The organism is Micromonospora sp. DT178, assembly GCF_049841695.1.
Taxonomy (GTDB): Bacteria; Actinomycetota; Actinomycetes; order Mycobacteriales; family Micromonosporaceae; genus Micromonospora.
This window is the reverse complement of sequence record NZ_JBNCKV010000001.1, coordinates 50,550-63,690: the sequence shown is the minus strand read 5'-3', so window position 1 is coordinate 63,690 and position 13,141 is coordinate 50,550. Positions and strand designations below refer to the sequence as shown.

14 protein-coding genes are annotated in these 13,141 nt (G+C 74.9%); 6 read left to right on the top strand and 8 right to left on the bottom strand.

Annotation, left to right across the window (positions count from 1 at the left end):
* Window positions 1-51: 51 nt before the first annotated feature.
* The gene (locus tag ACLQ22_RS00315) at window positions 52-1,647 is read right to left on the bottom strand and encodes an ABC transporter substrate-binding protein (protein ID WP_425690529.1); all 1,596 of its coding nucleotides are present in this window, start codon (window positions 1,645-1,647) and stop codon (window positions 52-54) included.
* Between the two features lie 250 nt (window positions 1,648-1,897).
* Window positions 1,898-2,302, bottom strand: a complete 405-nt coding sequence (locus tag ACLQ22_RS00310; protein ID WP_151455135.1) for a winged helix-turn-helix transcriptional regulator — start codon at window positions 2,300-2,302, stop codon at window positions 1,898-1,900.
* A gap of 76 nt (window positions 2,303-2,378) precedes the next feature.
* Here ACLQ22_RS00310 and ACLQ22_RS00305 point away from each other — a divergent pair, with 76 nt between their 5' ends.
* Entirely contained in the window at window positions 2,379-3,311 is a 933-nt protein-coding gene (locus ACLQ22_RS00305; protein WP_425690528.1) for an NADP-dependent oxidoreductase, read from the top strand.
* Window positions 3,312-3,384: 73 nt separating this feature from the next.
* Here the strand turns inward: ACLQ22_RS00305 and ACLQ22_RS00300 are convergent, their stop codons facing one another.
* The 3 genes from ACLQ22_RS00300 to ACLQ22_RS00290 form a co-directional block, all read right to left on the bottom strand.
* Complete coding sequence (locus ACLQ22_RS00300) at window positions 3,385-4,143, bottom strand: SRPBCC family protein (RefSeq protein ID WP_425690527.1); 759 nt, start codon at window positions 4,141-4,143, stop codon at window positions 3,385-3,387.
* A 5-nt stretch (window positions 4,144-4,148) separates the two neighbouring features.
* On the bottom strand, window positions 4,149-4,757 hold the full coding sequence (locus tag ACLQ22_RS00295) for an ArsR/SmtB family transcription factor (RefSeq protein ID WP_192581427.1): 609 nt from the start codon (window positions 4,755-4,757) through the stop codon (window positions 4,149-4,151).
* Between the two features lie 70 nt (window positions 4,758-4,827).
* Window positions 4,828-6,936, bottom strand: coding sequence for a heavy metal translocating P-type ATPase (locus tag ACLQ22_RS00290; protein WP_425690526.1), 2,109 nt, complete (start codon window positions 6,934-6,936; stop codon window positions 4,828-4,830).
* Window positions 6,937-7,227: 291 nt separating this feature from the next.
* Between ACLQ22_RS00290 and ACLQ22_RS00285 the strand changes: the two genes are divergently transcribed.
* Window positions 7,228-8,328 (top strand): L-dopachrome tautomerase-related protein, encoded by a 1,101-nt coding sequence (locus tag ACLQ22_RS00285; protein ID WP_425690525.1) that lies wholly within the window; start codon window positions 7,228-7,230, stop codon window positions 8,326-8,328.
* 64 nt (window positions 8,329-8,392) lie between these two features.
* On the opposite strand, the gene ACLQ22_RS00280 is transcribed toward ACLQ22_RS00285, so the two are convergent.
* A complete protein-coding gene (locus ACLQ22_RS00280; protein ID WP_233599695.1) occupies window positions 8,393-8,800 on the bottom strand; it encodes a four-helix bundle copper-binding protein in 408 nt (135 codons plus the stop codon).
* Between the two features lie 180 nt (window positions 8,801-8,980).
* Between ACLQ22_RS00280 and yidD the strand changes: the two genes are divergently transcribed.
* From yidD to ACLQ22_RS00260, 4 genes are all read left to right on the top strand, one after another.
* Window positions 8,981-9,397, top strand: coding sequence for a membrane protein insertion efficiency factor YidD (gene yidD / locus ACLQ22_RS00275; protein ID WP_425690524.1), 417 nt, complete (start codon window positions 8,981-8,983; stop codon window positions 9,395-9,397).
* A 9-nt stretch (window positions 9,398-9,406) separates the two neighbouring features.
* On the top strand, window positions 9,407-9,862 hold the full coding sequence (locus ACLQ22_RS00270; RefSeq protein ID WP_425690523.1) for an ATP-binding protein: 456 nt from the start codon (window positions 9,407-9,409) through the stop codon (window positions 9,860-9,862).
* 152 nt (window positions 9,863-10,014) lie between these two features.
* Window positions 10,015-10,848, top strand: a complete 834-nt coding sequence (locus tag ACLQ22_RS00265) for an MEDS domain-containing protein (protein WP_425690522.1) — start codon at window positions 10,015-10,017, stop codon at window positions 10,846-10,848.
* Window positions 10,845-11,804 (top strand): anti-sigma factor RsbA family regulatory protein, encoded by a 960-nt coding sequence (locus ACLQ22_RS00260; protein ID WP_425690521.1) that lies wholly within the window; start codon window positions 10,845-10,847, stop codon window positions 11,802-11,804. The genes ACLQ22_RS00265 and ACLQ22_RS00260 overlap by 4 nt, the downstream gene beginning before the upstream one ends.
* On the opposite strand, the gene ACLQ22_RS00255 is transcribed toward ACLQ22_RS00260, so the two are convergent.
* Complete coding sequence (locus ACLQ22_RS00255; RefSeq protein ID WP_425690520.1) at window positions 11,764-12,630, bottom strand: cytochrome c oxidase assembly protein; 867 nt, start codon at window positions 12,628-12,630, stop codon at window positions 11,764-11,766. The genes ACLQ22_RS00260 and ACLQ22_RS00255 overlap by 41 nt on opposite strands.
* Window positions 12,627-13,112, bottom strand: a complete 486-nt coding sequence (locus tag ACLQ22_RS00250; RefSeq protein WP_425690519.1) for a DUF2243 domain-containing protein — start codon at window positions 13,110-13,112, stop codon at window positions 12,627-12,629. The genes ACLQ22_RS00255 and ACLQ22_RS00250 overlap by 4 nt, the downstream gene beginning before the upstream one ends.
* Window positions 13,113-13,141 lie beyond the last annotated feature (29 nt).

The following is a 13,141-nucleotide window of genomic DNA, read 5'->3' as shown; positions in this document are numbered from 1 at the left end:
GCCGGGGGGTGGGCCTCGCCGGTGCCGGCGCGGCTGTCGGGGCGGGCGTCGTCACGACTTCCTCGTCCAGGTGTGGATGTTCCACCAGAGGCTGTTGGCGACGTCGTGCTCGTGCGGCTCCACCCGGGGGGTCACCCCGGCGAGCCCGTCCTTCACCACGTAGGTGTGCTGGAGGTAGGTGAGGAACACCCACGGCATGTCGGTGGCGAGCTGCTTCTGGAACGTGGCGTACGCGGCCTTGCGGGCGGCCGGGTCGGCGTTGGCGCGGCCGTCCTGCAACGCCTTGTCCACCACCGGCGACCGGTAGGAGCCGGGGTTGAAGAAGCCCTGACCGGCGAAGGCGGAGCCGAAGAGCTTGTAGGAGACGAAGTCCGGGTCGTACGGCGTGCCGTAGCCCATGACGAGCGCGTCGCTCTTCATCCGGGGGGTGATCGCGTCCCAGGTCAGACCCTCGGGAGTGATCTTGATGCCGACCTTCTTCGCGTCGGCGGTCACCGCGAGGGCGAGTTCCTTGCGGAGGCTGTCCGTGGCCGGGTACATCAGGGCGAACGCCGCCTGCCGGCCGCCCTTGGCGCGGATTCCGTCCGGGCCCGGCTGCCAGCCGGCGGCGTCGAGGGCGGCGGTCGCGGCGGCCGGGTCGGCGGCGGGTTTGCCGGCGATCGACGGCTCGGCGAACTCCGACGTCGGCGGGACCGGCCCGAACGCGGGCTCGCCCGCCCCGCCGAGCAGCCCGGTGACCATCGCCGCGCGGTCCACCGCCGCGTTCAGCGCCTGCCGCACCGCGAGGTCGGCGGTGACCGGGTTGCCCATCGGCAGCATCACGCCCCGGTAGTCGGCCGTGGGCACCCGCTGCACCCGGTAGCCGGCCTGCCCGTCGAAGCCGGTGGTCAGCTTCGGCGCCAGCTCCGCCACGTCGAACTCCCCCGCCCGCATCCGCTGCGCGCGTACGTTGTCGTCGGCGACGAACGCCACCACCACGCCGCCGTTGGCGGGCTTGCCGCCCCAGTAGCTCTCGTTGGCCGCGAGCACGAGCCGGTCGCCCGGGGTCCACGACGTCACCCGGTACGGGCCGGTGCCCACCGGCTTGCGGTTGAACTCGGCCTTGTTGATGTCCTGCCCGGCCAGCGCCTTGGCCGGCACGATCCCGAGGGCCAGCCGCTGCGGGAACGGCGCGTAGGCGTACTTCAGGGTGAACACCACGGTCGACGGGTCGGGCGCGGTGACCGAGGCGAGCATGTCCAAGTCGGAGCGGAGCGTGGAGTCGACCTTCGGGTCCAGCACCGCCTGGTAGGTGAAGACCACGTCCTGGGCGGTGAACGGGCTGCCGTCGTGGAACAGCACGCCGTCGCGCAGCTTCGCGGTGACCGTCCTGCCGTCCGCCGACACGGTCGGCAGTTCCCGGGCCAGCGCCGGCACCAGCTCGTTGCGGGCGTCGCGGGCGACCAGCCCGTCGAAGATCAGGGAGCCGCCGTCGACGCCGTAGTTCAGCACCGGGTTCAACGTGTCCGGCTCACCCGCCGTCGCCACGACGAGCGTGCCGGCGCCGGCCGCGCCCGTCGACGTGGTCGTCGGCGAGGAGCAGCCGGCCACGGCGAGGACACCGGCGGCGGCCACCGCCGCCACGCGCTTGGACACAGGCGTACCCATCACATGCTCCCGGGTCTGTTCTTCGCGCGACCGCCCGGCGTCACGCCGGGGCCGGCGTCCTGATCTGACCGACCGTGCCCGCGGCGGTCCACGGTCACGAGCGGGCGGACGCCCCGGCGATGGTCTGGATCATCGCGTGCCGGGGCAGCCGGCCACTAACGCCAGCATTCCGCAATTGCCAATCTTATGCAACAAGCGCCGACCGGCTGTGTCGCCCAGGCCACACCCCGTCCGCGTGGGAGCGCGACGGTCAGCCGGCGGCGCCGCGGTCGTACGCGGCGCGGGCGCGATGAACCTGCTCGATGTGCGTCTCGGCCCAGTTCTTGATCGCCTGCTGGATCGGAAGCAGGGTACGGCCCAGCGCGGTGATCCCGTAATCGACGCGCACCGGCACCGACGGCGTGACGGTGCGGGTGAGCAGGCCGTCGCGTTCCAGCTTGCGCAGCGTCTGGGTCAGCATCTTCTGGCTGGCGCCGGGGATGGTGCGGCTCAGGTCGCTGTAGCGCAGGGGCCCGTCGGCGAGGGCGGCGAGGACCAGCGTCACCCACTTGTCGCTGAGCGTCGCCAGCAGCTGGTGACCCGGGCACTGCGCGAGGAAGGCGTTGTACTCGTCGCGCTGGTGCTCCCGCAGCTGGGCGGCGCTGAGGGTCGCCATGACGGACCTCCGGGAGGGTTACGCACCTTCGGGTACCTACTTACCGTCGGAGAGTAGCAGCCCTAGCGTGAGCGGCATGAAGGCTGTTGCCGTACGCCGCTTCGGCGGCCCCGAGGTCCTGGAAATCGTCGATGTACCCGTGCCGGAGGCCGGGCCCGGCCAGGTGCGCGTCCGCGTGACCGCGGCGGCGGTCAACCGGATCGACCTGTCCACCCGCAACGGGGCGCTCAGCGAGGCCGGCCTGCTCGCCCCCGCCCCGGTGGTGTGGCTCGGCTGGGACGTGGCCGGGCAGGTCGACCAGGTCGGCCCCGGCGTCACCCGGTTCGCCCCCGGGGACCAGGTGATCGGCCTGCGCGACGTGCTGTCGGCCGGCGGCGCCCAGGCGGAGTACGTCGTCCTGGACGACCGCGCGGTGGCCCCGGTGCCGGCCGGCGTCCCCGCCGCGCGGGCCGCCGCCCTGCCGCTCGCCGGGCTCACGGCCGACCGGTCGCTCACCCTCACGGGCCTGCGCGCCGGGCAGACGCTGCTCGTCACCGGCGCCGCGGGCGGCGTCGGCGGGCTGCTGCTCGAACTGGCCGCCATGCGGGGCGTGCGCACCGTGGCCGTCGCCGACTCCGACGACGAAGCGGTCGTCCGCGGCCTGGGCGCGACCTGGTTCGTGCCGCGCACGCAACGGCTCGCCGAGGCCGTACGCCGAAAGGTGCCCGGTGGCGTCGACGCGGTGGTCGACGCCGCGGTGGTCGGCGTCGCGGCGCACGAGGCACTGCGGCCGGAGGGCACCTTCGTGGCCCTGGTCGCACCGTTCGCGCCGCCGCCCCTGCGGGCCACGCGCGTCGTCGTGCAGGAGGTGTTCGCCGACGGCGCGCGGTTGACCGAACTGGCCGCGCTGGTGGGCGCGGGACGGCTCAGCCCGCGCGTCGCGGACACCCTGCCGCTGGACCAGGTCGGCGTGGCCCACGACCGCCTCGCCGGAGGCGGCCTGCGCGGGCGCCTCGTCCTCACGCCCTGACCACACCCGGACGCCCGGCGGGGACGGCCCGGCTCCCACCGGGCAGCGCCTGCCCGGCGTTCCTGTCGTCGGGTCAGCCGACGGGAAGGGCGACCAGCCAGTCCTGCCAGGCCCGCTCGCTCCGGGCCGGGTCCTGCCCGGGGGCGAAGACGTGGTGGCCGAGGACCAGGGCGTCGCCGCGCTCGGCGCCGGAGTGGAGGAACCGGTAGAGCGCGTCGGGGGTGCGGACACCGACGTAGGTCGGGAGGCCGGCCAGGTCGACGACGCCGTCGATCGGGGGCAGCCCGGCGACGGTGAACCGGACCCGCTGCCCCTCGGCGAGCGGACCGGCGACGCCGAGGGCTTCGGCCACGGCCGCCCACGCCCGGTCCGCGCCGCCGACGCCCGGGCGGAAGGCCGAGACCGGGGTCGCGGTCCGGCCGGGGAAGTGGGCGAGGTACGCGGCCAGCGTCCCGAGGTACATGTCCCAGCCGACCCCCATCGCCTCGTACTCGGTCTCCCAGTCGTCCCCGAGGACGCCGCTCTGGACGAGCCGCAGGGTCGTGCTGCCCCGCTCGCGGCCCTCGATGAGGTATTCCATCGCCATGAAGGTGCCGTCCGGGGCCGTCGCGGTGCGGTCGGCGAGCCGCTTGCCGGGCTCCCACGCGGTGATCGTCGACTCCTCGACGTGGCCGGCCATGGTGAGGCGGGTCCGGCCCCCCTCGCCCGGCTCGACCTCGGTGCGGCCCATGAACCAGGAGTCGATGCCCGGACCGGTGGCGATGGCCTCCCACACCTGCTCGGGCGTGGCGGCCAGCTCGACGTCCTTGCGCAGCTCGAAGTGGTGTCCCATGTCAGTCAGTGCTCCTCGTTCGCGGTGCTGTCGTCGGGGTCGGCGCTGGGGTGCAGGGCGACCACCACCCGGTGCTCGCGGCCGCCGGGGGCGTTCTCGTCGTGGTACCTGCCGACCAGGGCGGTGACGGTGGCGGCCAGTTCCTCGGCGAAGGCCGCCCGGTCGGCCGCCGAGGCGAACCGGACGGTGCCGTCGACCGCGAACGTCGCCACCCGCTGCTTGGCCCGCTCGGCGCCGGTGATGAGCGCGCCGACGTCCTGCACGAGGCGGGCGGCCAGCGCCAGCAGCCATCGCGCCGACAGCCGGTCCGGCGACTGCGCCGGGTCGGGCCGCACGGCGGCGAGGGCCGCGGGCGAGATCACGTACGACGCCGCGGTCGCCCGCATGACCCGCTCGGTCACGTTGCCCTTCCGGCGCTCCTCCACCAGTTCGACCAGGCCGTGCTGCTCCAGCGCCCGGAGGTGGTAGTTGACCTTCTGCCGGGGCAGGCCGACGCGGGCGGCGAGCATCGTCGCCGAGGCCGGCTCGGCGAGCGCGGCCAGCAGCCGGGCCCGCATCGGGTCCAGCGACGCCTCGGCCGCCGCCGGATCCTCGATCACTGCGATGTCGAACATGACCACAGCGTCCCACCGACAGTTTTTCTTGTCAAGACAATCCGATTGATCGGCGAGGACGCCGCGCCGCTCACTCCTCCCGGGGGCGCAGGCGCACGCGGCGCAGCAGTTGGGCGTTGAGCGCCACCACGATCGTCGAGGCGGACATCAGGATCGCGCCGACCGCCGGGCTGAGCGTCACCCCGGCCCAGGCCAGCACGCCCGCGGCCAGCGGAAGGGCGACGACGTTGTAGCCGGCCGCCCAGCCCAGGTTCTGGATCATCTTGCGGTACGAGGCCCGGGACAGCCGGATCACGCCGGTGACGCCCCGCGGGTCGGACGAGGCGAGCACCACCCCGGCGGACTCGATCGCCACGTCGGTGCCGGCGCCGATGGCGATGCCCACGTCGGCCCGGGCCAGCGCGGGGGCGTCGTTCACCCCGTCGCCGACCATCGCCACCCGCAGCCCGCGCCGTTGCAGGTCGGCCACGGCGTCGTCCTTGTCGGCGGGCAGCACCTCGGCGAAGACCTCGTCGACGCCGGGACGGAAGCCGAGGTCGGCGGCGACCGCCTCGGCGACCGGGCGGGCGTCCCCGGTGATCATTACGATCTTGCCGACGCCCTGCTCCCGCAGCTCGGCGATCGCCTCCCGGGCCTCGGGGCGGACCTGGTCCTCCAGCGCGAGGGCGCCGAGCGCGGTGGCCGTCTCGCCGTCGAGGCGCAGCAGGTGCAGCACCGCCGCGCCCCGGCGCGACCACTCGCCCTGCCGGTCGGCCAGGTCGTCCGGCACCTCGGCGCCCAGCTCGCGGAGCAGGGCGGGACCCCCGACGGCGTACGCCGTGCCGTCGACCTCGGCGCGGACGCCGCGCCCGGTCAGCGAGCGGAACCCCGTCGCCCGCCGGGCCGCGCCGCGCTCGGCCCCGGCGGCCACGATGGCCCGGGCCAGCGGATGCTCGCTGTCCGCCTCCACCGCCGCCGCCAGGGCGAGCACCTCGTCCTCGCTGCCGTCCCCGGTGGCCGCCACCCCCGACACCACGTGCTCGCCCCGGGTGAGGGTGCCGGTCTTGTCGAACAGCACCGCGTCGACCGTGCGCATCCGCTCCAGCGCCAGCCGGTCCTTGACCAGGATCCCGCCCCTGGCCGCCACGGCGGTCGACAGCGCGATCACCAGCGGGATGGCCAGGCCCAGCGCGTGCGGGCAGGCGATCACCAGCACGGTGACGGTACGCACCACGGCCGCACCGGGGTCGCCGAGCACGGCCCAGGTCACCAGGGTCGCCAGGGCCACCACGGTCGCGACGTAGAACAGCCAGGCGGCGAACCGGTCGGCGAGCACCTGCGCGCGACCGCTGGACTGCTGGGCCTGGGCCACCAGGCGCTGGATGCCGGCCAGCGCGGTGTCCTCGCCGACCGCCTCCACGCGTACCCGGATCGCCGCGTCGGTGGCCACCGTGCCGGCGACCACCCGGTCCCCGACGCCCCGGGAGACCGGCCGCGACTCGCCGGTGACCATGGACTCGTCCAGCTCGGCGCCGCCCTCGGTGATCCGGCCGTCGGCCGGCACCCGGGCGCCGGGCCGGACCAGCACCAGGTCGTCGACCCGCAGGTCCGCCACGGACACCCGCTCGACCCCGCCGTCCGCCGTCACCCGCTCGGCGTCGTCGGGCAGCAGCGCCGCCAGGGCGGACAGCGCGCCCTGTGCCTGGCCGATGGCCTTCATCTCCTGCCAGTGCCCGAGGAGCATGATCGTGACCAGGGCGGCGAGTTCCCACCAGAAGTCCAGGTCGAAGACGCCGAGCGCGGTGGCCGCCGAGGCGACGTACGCCACCGTGATGGCCATCGCGATCAGCAGCATCATGCCGGGCGCCCGGTCGCGCACCTCCCGCACGGCGCCGACCAGGAACGGCCAGCCGCCGTAGAGGAAGACGACCGTGCCGAGGACCGGGCCGACCCACGCCACGCCCGGGAACTCCAGCCGGTAGCCGAACCAGTCCATCACCATCTCGCTGGTCAGGACGATCGGCACGGTGAGCGCCAGGCTCAGCCAGAACTTCCGGCGGAACATCTCCGGGTCGTGCCCGGCGTGCTTGTCGTGCCCGGCGTGCCCGCCCGCGCCGTGGGCGTGCTGGCCGGCGTGCGTGTCGGAGGCACCCGTCGCGCGGGGCGGGTGGCCGTCGTGGTGGTGCGTCTCGTGGGGCATCTGCGCCTCCTCCCGACCCACCATACATACCCCCTCCGGGTATATGCCGTCGGATCGCTTCGAGAAGCCGGCCCCGGGCCCGCGCCTCCCCCCGCGATCCCGCACGGCAGCCCCGGGTTTGGCCGACCCCCGGCGGGTCACCCGGGAGAGGCGGGCGGAGGGTTTGCGGCGGTGGGCGCCGGGAAGCTCGACGGTCGAACCCGCGCGAGAGGGAGATGACGCCATGCACGTGCTCCACGAGGATCCGCGCCGGGTCGCGGACGAGGCCGCGCCGCGTCCCGGGGGCGCGTCGTGAGCGGGCCGGTCGCCGCCGAGCCGGTCGGCGAGCTGGAACTCGTCCACGCCTTCACCGGCCCGATGCCCACCGGCGTGAGCGTCTCGCACACCGGCCGGATCTTCGTCAACTTCCCGAAGTGGGGCGACGAGGTGCCCGCCACGGTGGTCGAACTGCGCGACGGCCGCGAGGTGCCCTTCCCCGACCAGCGGTGGAACAGCCCGTCGGGCGACGACGACGCGGAGGCGTTCGTGTCGGTGCAGAGCATCGTCGTCGACCCCGCCGACCGGCTCTGGGTCCTCGACACGGGCAGCCCGATGTTCCGCCCCACCTCGCCCGGCGGCCCGAAGCTGGTCCGGGTCGACCTGGACACCGACACCGTCGCCCAGGTGATCACCTTCCCGACCGACGTCGCCCTGCCCAGCACCTACCTCAACGACGTGCGCTTCGACCTGCGCCGCGGCGAGGCGGGCGTCGCCTACATCACCGACTCCTCCGACTCCGGCCCGAACGGGATCATCGTGGTGGACCTGGCCAGCGGCGCGTCCTGGCGGCGGCTGCACGACCACCCGTCCACGAAGGCCGAGCCGCTGGAGACGTTCCGGCCCGTGGTCGAGGGCCGGCCGTTCCTGGAGCGCCCCGCCGACGGGCCGCCGAAGCCGGTGACGATGGGTTCGGACGGCATCGCCATCTCCGCCGACGGGGCCCGGCTGCACTACTGCCCGCTCGCCTCGCGGCGCTGGTACAGCGTGCCCACCGACGCGCTCACCGACCGTTCGGCGGCCGACGACCAGGTCGCCGCGTCGGTGGTGGACGAGGGCGACAAGGGCGGCGGCTCCGACGGCCTGGAGACCGACGACGCCGGCCGGCTCTACCTCACCTCGTACGAGCACGACGCGGTGCTGCGCCGCCGTCCCGACGGCGAGTACGAGACCGTGGTGCACGACCCCCGGCTGCTCTGGCCCGACACCATGTCCGTGGCGAGCGACGGGCACCTGTACGTGACCGCCAACCAGTTGCACCGCCAGGCGAAGTACCAGCGCGGGCAGGACCTGCGGCGCAAGCCGTACGCCCTGTTCCGCGTCCGGATCGACGCCGGCCCGGTCCGGCTGCGCTGACCACCGACACGACGGCGCCGGCACCCCGCGCGGGATGCCGGCGCCGTTGCCGTCCGCGGACCAGTCAGCTCATGGTGGCGAGCAGGTCCCGGCAGGCCCGCTCGCACGCGCGGCAGGCGTCGGCGCAGACCCGGCAGTGCTCGTGCATGCCCGCGTGGCTGGCGCACTCGTCGCCGCAGGACTTGCAGGCGGTGGCGCACGCCTCCAGCAGGGTGCGGCTGATGTTGGCGTCGTAGCCGGTGTGCCGGGACAGCACCCGGGCGGTCGTCGTGCAGATGTCCGCGCAGTCCAGGTTCGTCCGTACGCACTTCGTCAGCTCGGCGACCATGTCCTCGCTCAGGCAGGCGTCGGCGCAGGCGGTGCACGCCTGGGCGCAGGTGTTCAGTGCGTCGACGACGGCGGCCAGCTTGGCCCGGTCCAGATTGATCGACTTCGGGTACGTCTCGAGCATCGGCATCGTGGTGCTGGGCACGGCGTTCTCCTCTCGGTCATTGCCTGTGCACTACCCGCGACCGTCGCCCGGCATGCGGCCACCGGCGGTGACGGTCGCGTCCGGCCGTCGACCGGGCCGACCACCGCGCCCGGGTCCCACCGGCTGACCGGCTGCGAGGGCAACGGCGCGCCGGTCGTCGCGGTGGCCGATGATCGGGCCATGTTCAGACGCCTCCGCGAGACGGCCCGCGAGAACCGCCGGCAGCAACGGCTCATGTCGAAGTCGAAGAACCCCGACGGCTGCTGTGACTGCTGCGATCTGGGGCTGTTCTCCACCCTGCTGATGCTCGGCTCGGCGACGGCGGCGGCGACCCGGGCGCCGGTGCTGGACCGGGCGGGGGTGGCGGCGATCCGGGGCTACCGCCGGTGGCTGTCGCCGCACTGGCCGGGGCGGTGCCGCTTCACGCCGACCTGCGGGGCGTACGGGTTGACGGCGGTGGAGCGGCACGGGCTGGCGGTGGGGGGACGGCTGGCCGCCGAGCGGGTGCGCCGCTGCCGTCCCGGAGTGCCCCGGGGCACCCACGATCCGGTGCGCCGACCGATGAGCCGTGGAATGAGCCGACCGGAGATCGGGTAGAACGAGACCATGGGCCAGCTGAGCAGTTCCCCACCCCCGCCGCAGGCCGTTGAGCTGCGGCGGTGGACGTTGCAGGAGCCGGTGGACCTGCGTGCCCTGCGGGCGTCCCTGCACGAGGAACTGACCGGCGACGTGCTCGGTGAGGGCGAGGCCCTGGAGGAGGTTCCGGAGCTCGTCGCGCTGATCGCCACGGAGCTGGCCACGAACGCCCTGCGCCACGGGATGCCGCCGACCATCGTCCGGCTGCTCGCCACCGACGACTGCCTCATCCTCGACGTCGCCGACCACGACCTGGGGTCCCTGCCGCAGCTCGCCGAGGCCCGGCCCGTCGGTGACGGCGGGCGCGGCCTGGAGCTGGCCCGCGCCCTCTCCCTCGACGTCGGCTGGTACGCCACGGGCACCACCAAGAACATCTGGGCGTCCTTCCCCCGCACCGAGCGCCTGAGCGGCGCGCGGAGCGCCTGACCGGGCATCGGCCGGCGCAGAGCGGAACAGCCGACCGGGAGCCCGCCCCGGGGCGACGAACCGGTCGAAAGCCCCCTCCTGGCGTCCTGGCAGGTCGCGGGCCCGGCACCCGTTCCCGGGCGACCTACACTGGTCGCCGTGAGGAAGTCAGCATGACCAGCAGCGAGCGGCGGGCCGCGCAGGGCGGTCACATCTGCTGGTCGTACGACGACCCGGAATCCCTGGCCGACCAGGCGGAGCGCCACCTCGCCACGAGCCTCGCCGCCGGCGAGCGCTTCTGGTACGTGACGCCGCGCCCCTCGGACCTGGTGGCCGAGCGGCTGCGCGCGCTGCCGAGCTTCTCCGACGCCGTGAGTCGGGGCGCCGCCGCGGTGGTCCCCCTGGTCTCGACCTACTCGCCCGACCACGTCGTCGACCCGGCGGCGCAGGTCGCCGCCTACGCGGCGGCCACGGACGGGGCACTGGCCGCCGGCCACACCGGGCTGCGCGTGGTCGCGGAGGCCACCGAGCTGGTCCGCACCCCGGCCCAGCTCGACATCTTCACCCGCTACGAGCACCTCATCGACCGCTACATGCGCACCCGGCCGTTCAAGGCCATGTGCGCCTACCACCGGCTGAAGCTGGGCGACCGCACGGTCACCGAGCTGGCCTGCATGCATCCGCAGACCAACGTCGAGGACCTGCTGTTCCGGTTGTACGCCGTGGCGCCCGCGGACGGGCACGCCGCGCTCGACGGCGAGCTGGACATGTCGAACCACGAGCTGTTCCACACCGCCCTGGACCGCGCCGACCTGCGGCCCACCGACGGCGAGCTGGTGCTGTCGGCGGCCGACCTGCGCTTCGTGGACCACCGCGCCCTGACCATCCTGGCTGAGTACGCGCACCTCCGCGGCGCGACCGCCGTGCTGCGCACCCCCCGCTCGGCCGCGGCCCGTCTGGTGGAGCTGCTGCGCCTGCCCGGTCTGCGGGTGGAGATCACGCCATGAGGACCGGTGCGGCCGCCCACCACCACGGCTACTACCACGAGGCCGTGCGCTACGACTCCGACGACGAGCTGCTCGCCGTGGCGGTGCCGTTCCTGCTGGGCGGCGTCGAGGCGGGCGAGCCGACCTTCGTCGCGCTGGGCGAGCGCACCGGCGAGCTGGTCCGCTCGGCGCTGCCGGCCGGTTCCGGGGTCGAGTTCCTGCCCGGCGGCGACGTCTACGCCCGGCCCGCCGCCGCCATCCGCTCCTACCGTCAGCTCCTCGCCGAGCAGGTGGCCGCCGGCGCCGGGCAGATCCGGATCATCGGTGAGGTGCCCCCGGTCTCGTTCGGCGCGACCTGGGACTGGTGGGCCCGCTACGAGTCGGCGATAAACCACGCGTACGACGACTTCCCCCTGTGGAGCATGTGCGCGTACGACACCCGGATCACGCCGCCGGAGGTGCTGGCGGACGTGGCCCGTACGCACCCCCGGTTCGCCACCCCCGACGGGCGGCACGTGCCCAGCCCGACCTGGACGCCGCCGAGGGAGTACCTGCGGCAGGGCCCCCGGGTCGTGCCCGACCCCCTCCAGGCGCAGCCGCCGGCCGTGGAGCTGGCCGACCCGACGGCGGCCGAGGCGCGCGCCGCCGTGCACAAGGCCGACCAGGGCCAGGTGCCGGTCGTCGACCTGGAGGATCTGGTCGTCTCGGTCAGCGAGATCGTCACCAACGCGCTGCGCCACGGCAGGCCGCCGGTCCGACTGCGCGTCTGGGCCGGCGACGACCGCATCGTGGCGACGGTCAGCGACGGCGGCGAGGGGCCGGGCGATCCGTTCTGCGGGCTGCTCCCCGTGTCCGGCGGCGCCCCCGGCGGGCTCGGTCTCTGGATCACCTACCAGTCCTGCAACCACGTGACCTGGCAGCGCGACGACGGCGGGTTCACGCTCCGGCTGACGGCCGGGAAGGCGTACACCGGCTGACGGGCGCGACCCGGGCGGCCCCGCGTCCGGGCGGGCCCTCCCCGACGGCGGGTGCCGGCGGGCGGGGCCGACGCCGGTGGTACCAGGCGGCGAAGAGTGCGGTGGCGAGCAGCAGTTCGGCCACGTCGCCGCCGTAGTACATCAACCGGGCCGCCGCGCGCAGCGCCGCGACGTCCCGGTCGGGCAGCCCGGGCGGCAGGGTGGCGGCGTGCGCGTACAGGTACTTGGCCAGCACGGCGTGCCCGGCCCCCGCGCCGAGCAGCGCGCCGGCCCGCACCGCCAGGCCCGGCCGGCGCGGGGCCGGGTCCGGGCCGGCCACCGACCAGGCGAGCAGGTAGCCGGCGGCGACGTAGTGCACGTGCAGGGCGTGGTGCAGCACCGGGTTCCGCTCGGCCGCCGCGTAGAGCGGGGTGAGCAGCACCAACGCCAGCCCGCCGGTGGTGAGCAGCGCCGCCGTCACCGGATGGGCGAACACGTGCACCGGCCCCGCCCGCAGGAACCGGCCCACCCGGCGGCCGACCGGCGGCGGCACGACCCGCAGCAGCAGGGTCACCGGCGCGCCGAGGGCCAGCGCGAGCGGCGCGACCATGCCCAGCAGCAGGTGCTGGGCCATGTGGACGCGCGGGTCGCCGGGCCCGCCCGCCAGCGGGCCGAGGGCGACCGCGAGCACCGCGCAGCCGGCCAGCCAGGCGACCGTACGCCGGCGACGCCAGCCGCGCCGGTCCCGGGACACGGCCAGCAGGTAGCCGGCGGCGAGCAACGCGACCGCCGCGAGCGGCAGCGGGGCCGGCCCGGCGGCGGCACCGGTGTGCGCGAGCGCCGTCACCGGGCGTCGCGGCCGGAGCGGGACCGCACCCGCCAGGTCACCCACGCGCCGAGCAGCAGCAGCGCCACCGCCGCCACGTTCCACACCACGTCGTACGGCAGCAGGTGCACCCCGTAGCGGATCTGGTGCAGCCGCAGCACCTTGTGGTCGACGATCCCGTCGAAGAGCTGGAACGCCCCGGCGCCGAGCAGGAACCCGCCCCAGGCGGCCCGGGGCACCAGGGCGCCCCGGCGGCGCAGGTCGGCGTACCAGAAGAAGCCGCCGACCAGGGCGAGCAGCTCGGCCGAGTGCAGCAGCCCGTCGGAGAGCAGCCCGACGGAGGGGGTGGACCGGTCGTAGAAGTGGTGCCAGCCGAGGATCTGGTGGAAGACGATCTCGTCGACGGCGGCCATCACCGCCACCCCGATCACCGCGGCGGCGAGGACCGACCGGCGAAGATCAGGTGCGCCGGAGCCGATGCCCGGCAACCACGATCCCGCCATTGCACCACCTCGCCTCGCCCGCTTCCCCC